13 protein-coding genes and 2 tRNA genes are annotated in these 13,766 nt (G+C 65.1%); 2 read left to right on the forward strand and 13 right to left on the reverse strand.

Annotated elements, in window-relative coordinates; all coding sequences use genetic code 11:
* Positions 1 to 20: 20 nt before the first annotated feature.
* The 6 genes from ABD683_RS01230 to ABD683_RS01255 form a co-directional block, all read right to left on the reverse strand.
* Positions 21 to 497, reverse strand: a complete 477-nt coding sequence (locus ABD683_RS01230; protein ID WP_344766606.1) for an SRPBCC family protein — start codon at positions 495 to 497, stop codon at positions 21 to 23.
* Positions 497 to 958, reverse strand: a complete 462-nt coding sequence (locus tag ABD683_RS01235; protein WP_344766608.1) for an SRPBCC family protein — start codon at positions 956 to 958, stop codon at positions 497 to 499. Before ABD683_RS01235 ends, ABD683_RS01230 begins: the two co-directional genes overlap by 1 nt.
* Positions 959 to 977: 19 nt before the next feature.
* Complete coding sequence (locus ABD683_RS01240) at positions 978 to 2,237, reverse strand: esterase/lipase family protein (protein WP_344766610.1); 1,260 nt, start codon at positions 2,235 to 2,237, stop codon at positions 978 to 980.
* 87 nt (positions 2,238 to 2,324) lie between these two features.
* Positions 2,325 to 3,764, reverse strand: a complete 1,440-nt coding sequence (tig, locus tag ABD683_RS01245; protein WP_344766612.1) for a trigger factor — start codon at positions 3,762 to 3,764, stop codon at positions 2,325 to 2,327.
* A gap of 204 nt (positions 3,765 to 3,968) precedes the next feature.
* A complete protein-coding gene (locus ABD683_RS01250; protein ID WP_425548525.1) occupies positions 3,969 to 5,606 on the reverse strand; it encodes an alkaline phosphatase D family protein in 1,638 nt (545 codons plus the stop codon).
* A gap of 235 nt (positions 5,607 to 5,841) precedes the next feature.
* Positions 5,842 to 5,915, reverse strand: a tRNA-Pro gene (locus ABD683_RS01255).
* A gap of 31 nt (positions 5,916 to 5,946) precedes the next feature.
* On the opposite strand from ABD683_RS01255, the gene ABD683_RS01260 reads away from it, so the two are divergent.
* Positions 5,947 to 6,492 (forward strand): nucleoside/nucleotide kinase family protein, encoded by a 546-nt coding sequence (locus tag ABD683_RS01260; protein ID WP_344766616.1) that lies wholly within the window; start codon positions 5,947 to 5,949, stop codon positions 6,490 to 6,492.
* A 302-nt stretch (positions 6,493 to 6,794) separates the two neighbouring features.
* On the opposite strand, the gene ABD683_RS01265 is transcribed toward ABD683_RS01260, so the two are convergent.
* The 4 genes from ABD683_RS01265 to ABD683_RS01275 form a co-directional block, all read right to left on the reverse strand.
* Complete coding sequence (locus tag ABD683_RS01265; protein ID WP_344766618.1) at positions 6,795 to 8,306, reverse strand: SIR2 family protein; 1,512 nt, start codon at positions 8,304 to 8,306, stop codon at positions 6,795 to 6,797.
* 116 nt (positions 8,307 to 8,422) lie between these two features.
* Positions 8,423 to 9,355, reverse strand: coding sequence for a restriction endonuclease (locus ABD683_RS01270; protein ID WP_344766619.1), 933 nt, complete (start codon positions 9,353 to 9,355; stop codon positions 8,423 to 8,425).
* A 724-nt stretch (positions 9,356 to 10,079) separates the two neighbouring features.
* Positions 10,080 to 10,211 (reverse strand): hypothetical protein, encoded by a 132-nt coding sequence (locus ABD683_RS18580; RefSeq protein ID WP_486303576.1) that lies wholly within the window; start codon positions 10,209 to 10,211, stop codon positions 10,080 to 10,082.
* A 116-nt stretch (positions 10,212 to 10,327) separates the two neighbouring features.
* Positions 10,328 to 10,401, reverse strand: a tRNA-Gly gene (locus ABD683_RS01275).
* Between the two features lie 138 nt (positions 10,402 to 10,539).
* On the opposite strand from ABD683_RS01275, the gene ABD683_RS01280 reads away from it, so the two are divergent.
* Positions 10,540 to 11,385, forward strand: coding sequence for an oxidoreductase (locus tag ABD683_RS01280; protein WP_344766621.1), 846 nt, complete (start codon positions 10,540 to 10,542; stop codon positions 11,383 to 11,385).
* Here ABD683_RS01280 and ABD683_RS01285 read toward each other — a convergent pair.
* From ABD683_RS01285 to ABD683_RS01295, 3 genes are read right to left on the reverse strand one after another with little or no spacing between them, the layout of a single operon-like run.
* Positions 11,318 to 12,481: a PP2C family protein-serine/threonine phosphatase gene (locus ABD683_RS01285; RefSeq protein ID WP_344766623.1), complete on the reverse strand. Its 1,164-nt coding sequence runs from the start codon at positions 12,479 to 12,481 to the stop codon at positions 11,318 to 11,320. The two genes, ABD683_RS01280 and ABD683_RS01285, sit on opposite strands and share 68 nt — an antisense overlap.
* Positions 12,482 to 12,491: 10 nt before the next feature.
* Positions 12,492 to 13,304 carry an Fpg/Nei family DNA glycosylase gene (locus tag ABD683_RS01290; protein ID WP_344766625.1) on the reverse strand — a complete coding sequence of 271 codons (813 nt, stop codon included), beginning with the start codon at positions 13,302 to 13,304 and terminating at the stop codon, positions 12,492 to 12,494.
* Entirely contained in the window at positions 13,297 to 13,755 is a 459-nt protein-coding gene (locus ABD683_RS01295) for a ribose-5-phosphate isomerase (protein ID WP_344766626.1), read from the reverse strand. Before ABD683_RS01295 ends, ABD683_RS01290 begins: the two co-directional genes overlap by 8 nt.
* Between the last annotated feature and the right edge of the window lie 11 nt (positions 13,756 to 13,766).

Genomic DNA, 13,766 nt, shown 5'->3' on the forward strand with positions numbered 1-13,766 from the left:
GACAGCGTGACGGTTGAGCCTCAGCTGCCGTGCTCAACCTCGGCCTTGAGCGCGGCCAGCGTGGCCTTCATGCCGGCCAGCAGCTCGACGTCGTGGTTGTCGGCGCCTCCGAGGGCGAGCTTCGCGGTCAGCCGTACGGACAACGAGGGGGCGACCAGGGCGGTACGACGCTCGACGACCCGGGTGCCGCTCGAGGTGGGCTCGAGGTCGTAGGACCACTCGACATCGGTCGGCCACACGTGGAAGGCGAACGCGCCGTTGCCGTCGTCGTTGGCCGGAGGCTTCCAGCGAGTGATCCGTGCCGTCGTGGGCCAGGCGAAGCCCTTGCGTCGGTTGAGGTTGACAACCCGACGACCGACCCGGGGCCTGCCGAGCGTACGCATCACGACGAGCTCGGGGCTGCGCCTCTTCATCGCCGACACGTCCGACAACGCGGCCCACACGTCATCCGGCGTGGCGGCGATCTCGATCTCGGCCTCGAGTGGTGGCTGGCCCATCAGCCACGCTCCGCCGCGGCCTTGATGCGCTCCAGCGTCGTGCTGATGCCGGTACCCAGGGAGTCCTCGAACGACTCCATGCCGCCGAGTCCCTTCTCGACGCCGAAGTCGGAGAACCTGGTCGTGCCGTGAGGTGTCGTGCGCGACTCCGTCAGCCGGGTGCCCGTCGCCGTCGGCTCCAGCTCGTAGGTCCAGATCGAACGGTTCTCGATGATCTTGAACGCGAGCTTCTTGTGGGGCTCGAACGCCACGACCTTGGCGGTCGTCGGCCAGCGCAACCTGCCCTGCCCGTTGATGTTGAACGTGCGAGTTCCTACCTTGACGCCGCGGCCCAGCACGAACTGCCTGCGTACCTGCGGACTCCACTCGCGCATGCGCCTGAGGTCGGACACGAGGGCCCAGACCATCTCGGGCGGTGCTGTGATCTCGACGCTTCCCTCGATCAGCTGCTTGTTGGACACGGGGCTCCTCAGGTCGGGACTAGGCCTGTCGTGGCGTAGCCGGGAGTGCTCGCATGGTCCGCGTGCGGGCGTTGAGCCACGTGACGAGCCAGTCTCCCACCTGCGGGTGGTTGAGCAGGGCGAAATGGTGGGCGCTGGGGAGGTACTCAAAACGGGCGCCGTCGACGATCGCGCCGTTCTTGCCGACGCCCGTCGCCGACGAGAAGTGCACCAGCAGGTCACCGAGCACCGAGCTCAGCGGGTGACCCTGTGATGCACCGAGCGTGGCGGCGACGAAGTGGTATTCGGCGTGCGGAAGGGGCGCAGCAGCGATGCGGTCGAGGCCCCACTGACCCGTGAGGTCCTGGCCTTCCCACTCGTCCTGCGTGATGTAGCCGTGGCGCAGGTCGACGATGCCGGCTGAGCGGTTCTCGAGGATCGAGCTGAACGGTGCCGACTCCGGCCAGAACCGCAGGAGCCGTGAGCCCAGATGCGCGACCTTTTCGAGGTTGGCGCCGGCGTGCGGGGTGCCGAGGCACACGACATCGCGGACGAGGTGCTGCCATGTCTGGCCCGAAGCCGTGGCGTGGTTGGTTGCGGCGCGTACGACGAGTCCGCCCATCGAGTGACCGACCAGCGTGATGCGGGTGACGGCAGTGGGCCACGACGCCACGAGCTGCTGCAGCAGGGCGTCGAGGTGCTTGCCGTTCTCGGAGATGTGGAGCCCGGTGTTGTAGCGGAGCAAGACTGGCGTGCCATCGGTCTCGGCGCTGACGCGCTGCGCGTACGTCGTGCCCCACTTCTCGGCGGAGTTGTTCCACGACTCGTCGTTCTCGCACAATCCGTGGACGAACACGACGGGGTGGCTGGTGGCGCCACGGAACGCCTGGGCGAGCGGCCAGCCTGTTGCCGGGATGTCCTCACCGTCGACCCGGATCGACATCGTGATCGCCTGCGGGTCGTCGAGCATGCGGAGCTCGTCGCCGATCAGCCCGTTGACGGCCGCGACGATGAGCCGGCCGCGCCTCGAGCTCTCGATCGGACGCCCGACACCCTTGGTCGACAGGGCACGGATCGAGCCGCTCGAGAGCCGCAGGATGCCGGAGATCGCGCCATAGACGCTGGTCACGGCCGCGTCGTGCAGAGACTCGGGGACCTGGCTGCCGATCATCCGGGTGGCCCTGAATGCGCGCGACGAGACCGCCTGGTGCAGGTCACGGATCGTCCCGACGATCAGTCGATCGCCGTAGTCGAGCGCGAGTGCAGCGACGTCAGTCGTGCGTGCGGTGTCGGCGGGCATGACACCATACTGCCGGTATTGCCACGCGAAGTGGCAATTCCGGCAGCGCGTTCTTGGTCACTTCACAGCCGCACGCCCAACGGCGAGCTACTTGGGCGCGGCCTTCTTGGCGGCCTTCTTGGCCGGAGCCTTCTTGGCAGCGGCCTTCTTGGCCGGAGCCTTCTTGGCGGGCGTCTCGTCCGCCTCGGGCTCTTCGTCGCTGTAGGTGCCGTCAGCCATCAGCCGCGACAGCTCGATCGCGTTGCCGGACTTGTCCGTGACCTGCGCCGACTCCACGAGCGATGCCAGCGCCTTGCCCCGGAGCACCTCGCTGACCATCTCGGGAACGTGGTTGTGCTCCATGATGTGCTGGATGTAGGCGCTGGGCTCCTCACCCGACTGCTGCGCGCGGCGCATGATGTGGGCCGACAGCTCGGCGTCGTCGATGCCGAACTCCTCGGTCGCGACGACCTGGTCGAGCACGAACTGCGCGATGAGCGCCTCGCGGACGCGCTTCTCGAGATCGGCCTCGAACTCTTCCTTGGTCTGCTCCTCGTCGGCGAGGAACGTCTCGAACGGGATGCCCGCGTACTCGAGCTGCTGCTCGATCTGGGCGCGGCGCGAGTCGAGCTCCTCGGTGACGAGGTTCTCGGGCAGCGGGGCGTCGATCTTGCTGACGATCTCGTCGAGGATCAGGTCGCGGGCCTCGTTGGCCTGCTCCATGCGCTTGCCGCGGGTCACGCGGTCGGTGAGGTCGGCGCGGAGCTCCTCGAGCGAGTCGAACTGTGATGCGGTCTGGGCGAAGTCGTCGTCGAGGTCAGGCAGCTGCTGCTCCTTGACGTCCTTGAGGACGACCGTCACGTCGGCATCCTGGCCGGCCAGCTCACCGCCGGCGAGCTGGGTGGAGAACGTGTTGGACTCCCCCGCCTTCATGCCGATGATGGCCTCGTTGAGTCCGTCGAGCATCGTCGCCGAACCGATCGTGTAGGGCATCGACTCGGCCTGGGCGGCCTCGATGGGCTCGCCGTTCTGTGCGGCAGAGAGGTCGATCGTCACGAAGTCGCCGTCTGCGGCCGCACGGTCGACCTCGGCGAATGTCGCGAAGCGCTTGCGGAGCTCCTCGATCTGCTCCTCGACGTCGTCGGGGGTCACCTCGGCGTCGGCCACCGTGACGGCGATCTTGGAGACGTCGGGGAGGTCGAGCTCGGGACGTACGTCGAGCTCGGCGGTGATCTCGATCGGCTCGCCGTCGTTGAACTTCGTCAGGTCGATGTCGGGCTGGCTCAGCGGCTGGATCTTGGTGTCCTGCAGCGCCTGCGAGTACCAACCGGGGAGCGCGCTGTTGATGGCCTCGTCGAGGACCGCCGGGCGACCGATGCGCTGGTCGACGATCGCGTTGGGGATCTTGCCCTTGCGGAAGCCGGGGATCGTGATCTGCGAAGCAATGGTCTTGTAGGCCGTCTTGAGGTTGGGCTCGAACTCCTCGAACGGCACCTCGATGGTGAGCTTGACCCGCGTCGGGCTCAGGGACTCGGTGCTGCTTTTCACGTGACTGACTCCTGCGTATGTGAGAACTGGCGCTTAGGGGGCTGGCCTGCTCGCATTCGGCGGCGCAGCGACACAACAGTCTCTCATGCCACCGCGTCCGCGAGCGAAGCACGGTATCGACGAAAGCGGCACCAAACGGACGCGGACACGTGAACCCGGCACCAATGATTCGCTCGTGGCACGACCAATGTGGCGTCAGGCGGTTCAGGCAAGGATGGCGCGCGTGGTGGGCTGCACCCGTGCGGTGCCGGACGCGACGGTCCACGACGTCAGCTGACGCGACGTGGCGTGCTCGTCAGCACGGTCGCTGATGGCGTACCAGTCCATCTGGACCTTCGCCGCCGTCACCTGCAGGACGCAGTATCCATGCTCGTCGAGGTTGACGAATCGTACGTGTGGGTTCTCCGTCTGGATCGCGGCCTCGAGCGACAGCGACAGCGTGCGCGGGGCCACCCCGATGAAGTCGTCGACGTTGTTGCTGGTGATCGAGCTGCACACGAACTCGGTGGCGACCGACGTGCCACCCGCCGCCGGTACGTCGTTGGCCCACGCCGTGTGCACGTCTCCGCTGAGGAACACGACGTCCTCGATCTTCTCCTCCACCAGGTGGTCGAGGAGCTTCCTGCGGTCGGCCGTGTAGCCGTCCCACACGTCGGTGTTGGGTGCTGACGGCTCAAGCGGCGTGAAGCTCACGGTCTGGCTCAACGCGTACTGCTCGGCGGTCGGCCGCGGAGGCAGCATGACCGGCGCGACCATGACCGGGTTGCCGATGAGCTTCCACCGGACCGGCGTCCTGGAGAGGTGCTCCTCGAGCCAGCCGAGCTGGCGCCTGCCGGTGATGGTGCGGTCCGGGGAGTCGATCGCGGGGTCATCGGGGTCGACGCGCTCGCTGCGATACGTCCGCAGGTCGAGCATCGACAGGTCGGCCAGGGTGCCGAACTGGAGCCGCCGGTACATCCGGGAGCCGTCGCCGATGATCGCGGTGCCCGAGATGCGCACCGGCATCCACTCGTCGTACGCCCGCTGCGCCGCCCTGCGGCGTGCAGCGAACGAGCCCTCGTTGCCCTGGTGCTCGAACGCGCCGTTGGCCCAGTTGCCGTCGCAGACCTCGTGGTCGTCCCACGTCACGATGAACGGCAGCACCGCGTGCAACGCCTGCAGGTCGGGGTCTGTCTTGTACTGGCCGTGCCGCTCGCGATAGTCCGCGAGGGTGATGATCTCGCGCGGTGGCTCGTGGCGGCGGATGTCACGGTTGTTGTGGCCGTACGAGTACTTGCCCGGCTGGTACTCGTACAGGTAGTCCCCGAGGTGGATGATCGCGTCGAGGTCGCCGCGTTCGGCCAGGTGGCGGTAGGAGGTGAAGTATCCCGCCTGCCAGTTCGCGCACGAGACGACGCCGAACCGCAGCTCGCCGGGATCGGAGTCGGGTGCCGGCGCGGTGCGCGTACGGCCGACCGGCGACTCGTGCCCGTCCGCGATGAAGCGGAAGTAGTAGTCCGTGCCGGGCTTCAGCCCCTGCGCGTCCACCTTGACCGTGTGATCCCGCGCCGGGCCGGTCGACAGGATGCCACTGTCGGCCACCAGGCTGAAATCGGACAGCTCGGAGATCTGCCAGCGCACCGACACGTTCGGACCGACGCCCGAGCCTGGAGTGGCGAGCGGAACCGGAGTCACCCGTGTCCACAGCACGATCGCATCGGGGAGCGGATCACCCGAGGCCACGCCGTGCGCGAAGAAGCGGGAAAGGGTCGCCGGCGCCGGTGACGGCAGCGCCGCCGGACCCAGCACGCCCAGACCGACGGCGATGCCGATGCTGCCGCCCACGAACTGGCGGCGATTCAGGTTGGGAGGTCCACCCGCGAGCTCTGGGGGGCCTACTAGCGTCCGGGCGAGCCGGGGGCCTGTCGCTGCGCTGTTTCGCACATACCCCATTGCCGCGGAACCAGATGTCTCAACGTCATGGTGAAGGTGAACGTCGTCTGACGTCTGGTGGTACGTCTGGTGCTCATGTGGCACGCGTTGATTGGAGAATCCGGGGTCCCGGCCGCCTGCGGCTCAGGGGAGCATCCCTCGTACGTCGGGATGACAGGATTCGAACCTGCGACCCTCCGCTCCCAAAGCGGATGCGCTACCAAGCTGCGCTACATCCCGTAGCCAGATCACTCTAGTGGACACTGGGACTGTGAACCGCCACCGGTACGCGGAGCTGAGCGCGCTGATCGCGCAGCGTGAGCCTGCGTGCGGCACCACCACCGTGGTCGCGCTCGACGGTCCGAGCGGCTCGGGCAAGACGAGCCTCACCAAGCAGCTTGCGGTCGAGACCGGTGGCGACGTCCTGCACCTCGAGGACCTGTATCCCGGCTGGCACGGACTCGAGGCGACGCCGCCGATGGTGCGCCGAGTGCTCGACCAGATCGCCGCCGACGAGATCGGGGAGACGCGCCGATGGGACTGGGAGGCGGACCGGCCGGGTACGGTGCTGCGCGTACCGCCCACTCCCCTGCTGATCCTCGACGGTGTCGGCAGCGGTGCGGCGACACTTCGTCCCTACCTCAGCCTGCTGCTGTGGGTCGACGCGCCGCTGGAGCGTCGCCGTGAACGGGCCCTGGCCCGCGATGGTGACGTCTATGCGCCGTTCTGGGACGTGTGGGCGGAGCAGGAGGCCCGGCATTTCGTCGCCGAGCAGACCCGGATGCACGCCGACCTCATCATCGACACGGGTGCCTGAAGCGCCTTCGGCGTGAGGGTGGGGCCCAGGAGCCTTCGGCGCGGGGGGTGGGGCCCAGGGAGTGGATGCGTCCGCTCTCGGGACGCCTACGGCGTGATTGGAGCGGACGACGAGACTCGAACTCGCAACATTCTGATTGGAAGATTCTGAGGACCGCTCAAACATACGTGCAGGTCAGGGAGATTTTACGTGGTCTGAACTGCGCAAACAGTAACACTCTCAATAGTGCCGAGTGGTCTGGAATACCCCCACGTTGGCTCCCCCTTATGGCACGTAGTGGCACGAATGCCAGATACCCCGTCCTAGCTTTCGACATCAATGTCGAAGGTTTCCGGTGTGGCACCGTCGAGACGATCGCCGTAGATCGACAGCTTGGAGACGTCGGAGACTGGGCCTCGCGCAAAGACCTCGACCTCCGACCCACTGACCCAGTGTTCGAAGCTCGCGACTTTCCAGGAGCTTCGGTTTTGAGGTTCGTCCTGGACTTCGGCGGCGGTCTTGAACGTGTCGACTCCCCATCCAGAGAAGCCATCCCTCGCCACATTGATTCTTGCCGCATAGAGATCGGGGCCATGAAGCCGTATCGACACCCGAACCAGGTTCTCTTGGGCTTCGACCGCCTGAACAGTCGCATAGGGGTCGGATGACTCGTCAGGCAATCGCACGAGCGCTTCCCGAATCCGGTCTTTCGTCGTCCCAGGCAGGGCCACAACCCGTGATCGCCTGCCTGAAGTCGATCCGTACTCCCGCAGTAGAGCTGTGCGGAACTCTCCGAGATTTCGCCGGTCCCATTGAGTATCAACAATTCCTATCGTCCGTTTCGCGTTGCCAAGCATCCAGTTACGAACGAGCGAATTGATGTGAGCGTCACTGAACGAGTACCCAATGACGACCAAATGCGTGGTGCGGCGTAAGGCATCTTCCGCCGCGCGAAGGAGAGCGAGAGTGGGACCATCGGTGGCCAACTTCTCCCGGTCCCCCACAACGATCCATGGCTTCTGGTGGTACGAGCGGTAGGAACCGGGCTCTTCTTCGCCGTCGACAGACTTGACTTCAATCTCCGGTGCGGCCATTCCATCTGCGGCGCGACGTTCTACCCAGTCCAATGAGCCGTGGAGCTTGTAGAGATTGATGCGGCCGTCGACGGATGGAAACCTCAAAGGGGAGCCAGGCTTCCAACCGCCAATTCCGCGCTCAATCTCGGTGTCCGTGTCGGTCGCCATCTGCTCGACCGCGAGGTCGTAGTTGAGAGTGACGACGTCAAGACCGCCTGGTTGATTGAGAGCCAACTCGGCCAGTGGAGCCAAGTATTCGACTGTTTTGAGGTCGCCAAGCAGTTCGGAAAGGCTCTCAAGGATCATGTTCTCAGCCTTGACGAACGCCTCTGGATTGCCCTTGCGCGTCGCGGCTCGCGCGATGTCGGAGACGCCGCTCACAACGTCTCTTCTGCCTACCGTCGCTCCGACTCCACCAGATGCGACCTTCTCAATCGCAGTTACGAGTGATTGGCCCATGTTGCCCGCAAGCCTTCCCCCACCGACCCCCAGTGCTCCCGGTTTCCACGCCGAAACGAACGGGGCCACTTCATGTTCGGCCGAATTCTGCAGGAGTCGGAGGGCCGAGATAAGGCGCTCAATGTTGACGGCCTGGAGAGGGTTGCCACCGTCCTCAGCCTGATATCCGACCATCGCACCGTAGACAAAGTTGAGCGCCGAAACCCAGTCGGCCCGAATCACACTGCTAGGCGCTGTTCGATTGGCTTGATCAACGACCCTCTCCGCCAGTTCGACGGTGAGAGGGAGGCCAGCGTCCACCGATGCTCCCGCGCCAAGCAGGACCGTCGTTCGGGATCGCATTTTCACATCATGCCTGAGGGGCCCTCAATCATTCTCAATCGTCGGGAAATGCCCAAGCCAGGCGGTGCAGATACTCACGGTTCGAAGGTTGTTCCTTCGATTGAAAGAGAAGACGTTCCGTCCTCGATACCGCGAACTATCGCGACCACTTCATCTCCGTTCCGAACGAGACTCACGGTGACGTGACTCCCGCCCACGTCTCCGGCGAATTCGACAGCCTGTAGCGCTTCAAGGTCAGGTCGGCCGTAGGTGCTGACACGTTGGAACGGCAGGATGTGCTGCTCGCTGCTGACTTCCATTCGCATACTCAGGCGCGCTAGTGGAAACGGCCCATCGATAGTCACAATCGCGAGGTTTGGCGATTCTGGTCCAGACATATGCACGAGGCCTTCGCCGGACACGTTGTCCCAGTTGTCTTGTCCAACGAGTTGAATCGCTAGGTCCCGCAGTTCCCCATGGGTAGTCGACTTGCGAGACGGCCAAAAGGTGAACATCACATCATCAACTGACGTCAACGAGTCGGCCCTACGCCCAGAACTGTCGATAGCAGGGGTGTCGCTGAAGTAGTCAATCTCAGTATCGATCACAGCAATTGATGTCTGAATAACGTCGATGTGGGATAGCTGGACCCAAGACGCGGTGTCACCGTCGGTGACCGTCGTCATTGTCCGGAGTTCAATCGACTCCGATTCCGCGAGTCGCTTTGCCGCGGCCGAGTAGCCGGATGACGACACCGCGACGATCTTGTTAGCGCCGACGTCCTTCCCCTTGGACGCGAGTTGTTCAATCCAAGTGACGTCTTGGGTCGTATTGCGGTCCCGGCATTCGAAGATGACAAGAAGGTCGAGACTCCCGACCATGCCACGGAGAGTCACGTCTACCTCACGTGATGCACCGGAGCGCCTGCCGACGATCGAGTCTGGCGACGTGACACGCACTGGAAGTTCCGATGTCGCTGCCTCCAGGGCCGCGACCAATTCCTCAAGCTCTCGACCGGCCCTGGGCATGGTCTGAGACTATGCCGGATGTTAGCTGGCTCCACACTCAACGTGAATCCAGCCGTCGTCATCCTTGTTGACGATCGTCGTACCGGGAAAGTAGTCGTGGCCGCATCGGCCGCATCGGCCGGGATGAATCGCCACCACGCGCGCGCCGGTCGCTCGCCGTAGTCCACTCCGGCCCTTTCCGGCACGTGCTTTGGTGCGAGAACGACGAGGCTTGCGGGGTTGCCGTGGCTTCCCTTGTCGCCCTTCGGATTTTGGCTTGATCTCTCTGCCGTCGCTCGGTTCTTCGGAGTTCTCGTTGTTCATTCGTCCGATTCCCTTCGAGCTTGCACGTTCTTGTCGCAATCTGAGATTTTTTACAGGCGAAATATCTAAAATCGAAGCCTGGGCGGGGGCTTCAAAGCTCTCAAGAAAAACGGATTGGCCTGATGCTTGGCCGACCGCAGGTAAGACACTACGACTCTGAGCTGTGCCGCTCATGCACCTTCTCCGTTGCCGCGCCGAAGGCGCTGACGTCTTTGTGTCGGTGGCTGGTGGGAGGCCTTGTCCACAAGTTCGGCACTCCAAGTGAGTGGTTGAGTTTGCCTGATCTATTCATGTCTATTCCTACGTACTTCTGAGTTCTCCTAGGGGTGCTGCTCAGCGTCACCCACTGGGTACCGCTGAACGTCACCCACTGGGTACCGCCTGCTGTCCCCTTGTGGGTGTCACGACGCGACACCCATAGTCACCACGTGGGTGATATCAGGTGACCGCGGTAGCGCACTTGGAAGCGGCCGGAGGGCAGTTTGCGGACGGCTCCAAAGGAGCGGCGGGAGGTCTTGCGAGAACGCTTTGAAGCGGTGGCTGAACTGGTCATTTGGATGGTCCTTACGGATCGCTATGGCACGTAGTGGCACGAATGCCAGATACGCACCGCCGTAACTGTCATCAACAATGGATTCCAAACCACGGCTGACCAGCGGTTATATCGAGAGCGGACGACGAGACTCGAACTCGCAACATTCTGCTTGGAAGGCAGAGACTCTAACCAATTGAGTTACGTCCGCGAAGCCTTGCGGCAACGACAACCATCTTGCCACATGGCCAACACGTTCCTGCACCATGTGCACGCGCGACAGGCGGTCTCTCTGCGCAGATTTCCTTTACGACGTACAGCCATGACCTTTCTTGCCTAGAATGCCGGGATGACTGATCGCGTCGTCCTGATCACCGGCTGTTCCTCCGGCATCGGCGAGGCCACCGCCGCGCGGCTCGCCAAGGCAGGCTGGACCGTCTACGCGACCGCGCGCAAGCCCGAGACACTCGAGGGCCTCAAGGCCGAGGGGTGCCGCACGCTCGCCCTCGACGTCACCAGCGAGGAGTCGATGAGCGGTGCCGTCACGACGGTCCTCGAGGAGGCAGGCCGCATCGACGCGCTCGTCAACAACGCCGGCTACTCGCAGTCCGGAGCAACGGAGACGCTTGACCTCGACGAGGTGCGCCGCCAGTTCGAGACCAACGTGTTCGGGCTGCTGCGCCTCAGCCAGCTGGTCCTCCCGACGATGCGCCAGCAAGGCTCGGGCCGCATCGTCAACATCTCCTCGATGGGCGGACGTCTCGTGTTCCCGGGCGGCGGCGTCTACCACGCGACGAAGTTCGCGGTGGAGGCGTTGTCGGACGCAATGCGGTTCGAGGTCGCCGGGTTCGGCGTACAGGTCGTGATCGTCGAGCCCGGCCTGATCACGACCAACTTCGAGAACGCGGCCGTCGCCTCGATGGGGAGCAACAACGACGGACCGTATGCGGAGTTCAACGCCCAGGTCGCAGCGTCGACCAAGGAGGCCTACTCCGGACCGATGCGTCACCTCGGCGGCGGACCGGACTCCGTGGCGAAGGTCATCGAGAAGGCGCTCAAGGCCAGGCGGCCCAGGATCCGTTACACCGTGACGGCGTCGGCGAAGATGTCGATCGCAAGTCGCCGGCTCATCGGCGCGCGCGCCTGGGACGCAGCGATGAGGAGCCAGTTCCCGCAACCGAGAGCGCGCGACTGACGATCAGCACGGCGCGATCGTCGTCGCCGGACTCGACCTGTGCGAGGATCCGCTTCGCCGCTTGGTCGAACCCCGTCGAGATGACGTTGGCCGCCACCCCGCGGAGCCACTGGATCCCGTCGGTGAAGTCCTTGGTACGGCTCTCGACCACTCCGTCGGTGTAGAACATCAACGCGTCGCCGACCCCGAGGTTGCCGACAGTCTGGTGGAACTCCGCGGCATGCGTGATGCCCAGCGCCGTGCCGCGCGCACCATCGACGATCCAGTCGCGCTGTTCGGTCGCCCACCTCAGTGCCGGGGGGTGTCCGGCGTTGATGATCGCGTAGTCACCGCTCTCGAGATTGATCAGGACGTGGACCGCGGTGGCGAAACCCTCGTCCCAGTCCTGTCTCAGGAGGAAGTCGTTGGCAGCAGCGAACAGGCCAAGGGGCGGCAGTGCACCGATCAAGCCGCCCAGGGCGCCGGCGAACTGGAGCGACTGCGTGCCTGCACTGACGCCCTTGCCACACACATCCACCAGGACCATCTCGAGCCGGGTCTCGTCGTCTGACAGGTTGGCGACCAGGAAGTCGCCGGCGAACTTCACCCCACCGGCGGTCAGCATCGCGGACTGGGCGCTCCAACCCGTCGGAAGAGTGGGTACGACGCCCTGTGCCTGAAGGCGGTCGCGCAGGTCGACCAGCATGGCCTCGCCGACCGGTCCCGGCAGGCCGCTGCGCCGGCGACTGGAGTCGAACAGCACGATGGCGACGATGATGGCGATCGCCGCAAGCGTTCCCAGGCGGCCGACCACCAGTCCTGAGCTCGAGATCTCCTTGACCACCGTGATCCCGATGCACACGACCGTGAAGAGCACGAGGGCCAACAGAGGTCGAAATCGCAGTGCGAGCATGCCGAGCAGGATGGGGACGATGAACGTTGCGGCGGGCACCGCCGCATACGACACGAGGGATATCAGCGTCAGACCGAGCGTCACGCCGATCAGTGCGGCGAGGACCAGAAACTGGCCCTCGTTGGAGCCCGTGCGCCACCGCACGATGCGGTCGTCGAGATAGCGCGCCATGGTCGGCGCTGCACGACGAAACCTGTTTGCCACCCGGTCGAGCCTATCCACCTTGCTGACACGACGGACACCAAAACAGGTTTCTGCCGGCAAGCACCCGCGTACGGATCGCGGTGCCGCACACCAAGCACGCCTGGTCCGTCCGGCGATAGACATAGACCTCGCCGCCATGGTCGTCGACGCGCGGGTCACGGCCCATCGCCGCGGGCTCGTGCTCAGGATCCACGGTGTCGATACGGCCCGTACGTTCGCCGGCGCTCATCAACGTCGTCAGGTCGTCCCACATCGCCGCGAACGTGCCACGGTCGAGCCGTCGACCCTCGAGGTCGGGATCGACGCGATGCCGAAACAGCAGCTCGGCGCGATAGACGTTGCCGACACCGGACAGCACCCGCTGGTCCATCAGCAGCGTGGCGATGGGAGCGCGCGACGCAGTGATGCGCTGCCACGCAAGCTCCGGGTCGGCGTCGGGGCGCAGCGGGTCGGGTCCGAGACGGGCGATCAGCTCGTCGGCGGCGTCGGGCTCAAGCAGCTCGCACACCGTCGGGCCGCGCAGATCGGCGACCGCCCGACGGGAGGCGACCCGCCACCGCACCTGGCCGACCACGGGGTGGTCCGAGCGCGCGATGACGAACGAGCCGTAGATGCCGAGGTGGACGTGGACACGTTCTCGCACCCCGGTGAAGTCGATCAGCAGGTGCTTGCCCCAGGCTTCGGCGCGCCACAGCACGTGGCCGTCGAGACGGGAGGCTCCCGCGTCGAAGCGGCCCTGCGGACTGGTGGACGACACCGCTTGGCCACCGAAGGTCGCCGTCAGGTCGGTGGCGAGCCGGTGGAGCGTGTGGCCCTCAGGCAAATTCGCCGGTTTCCTCGAACGCCAGCAGCATGTCGATCCGGCGCTGGTGACGTGCCTCGCCGCTCCACGGGGTGGTCAGAAACGCCTCGATGATCGCTGTCACGTCGTCGACCGTGTGCATGCGGGCGCCAACGGAGACGATCTGGGCGTTGTTGTGCTGGCGCGCGAGGGACGCCGTCTCGACACTCCACGCCAGTGCAGCGCGGGCGCCCCTGACCTTGTTGGCCGCGATCTGTTCACCGTTGCCGGAACCGCCGATGACGATCGCCAACGACTCAGGATCGGCGACGGCTGCCTCGGCGGCCGCGACGCAGAAGGGCGGATAGTCGTCGTCGGCGTCGTACGCGTGGGCACCGTGGTCCAACGGCTCGTGGCCGTGGGCGGTGAGCCATTCGATCAGGTGGGCCTTGAGCTCGAAGCCGGCGTGGTCGGCAGCAATGTGTACGCGCATGGGGAAAGTCT

This window comes from Aeromicrobium panaciterrae, assembly GCF_039537165.1.
GTDB lineage: Bacteria > Actinomycetota > Actinomycetes > Propionibacteriales > Nocardioidaceae > Aeromicrobium > Aeromicrobium panaciterrae.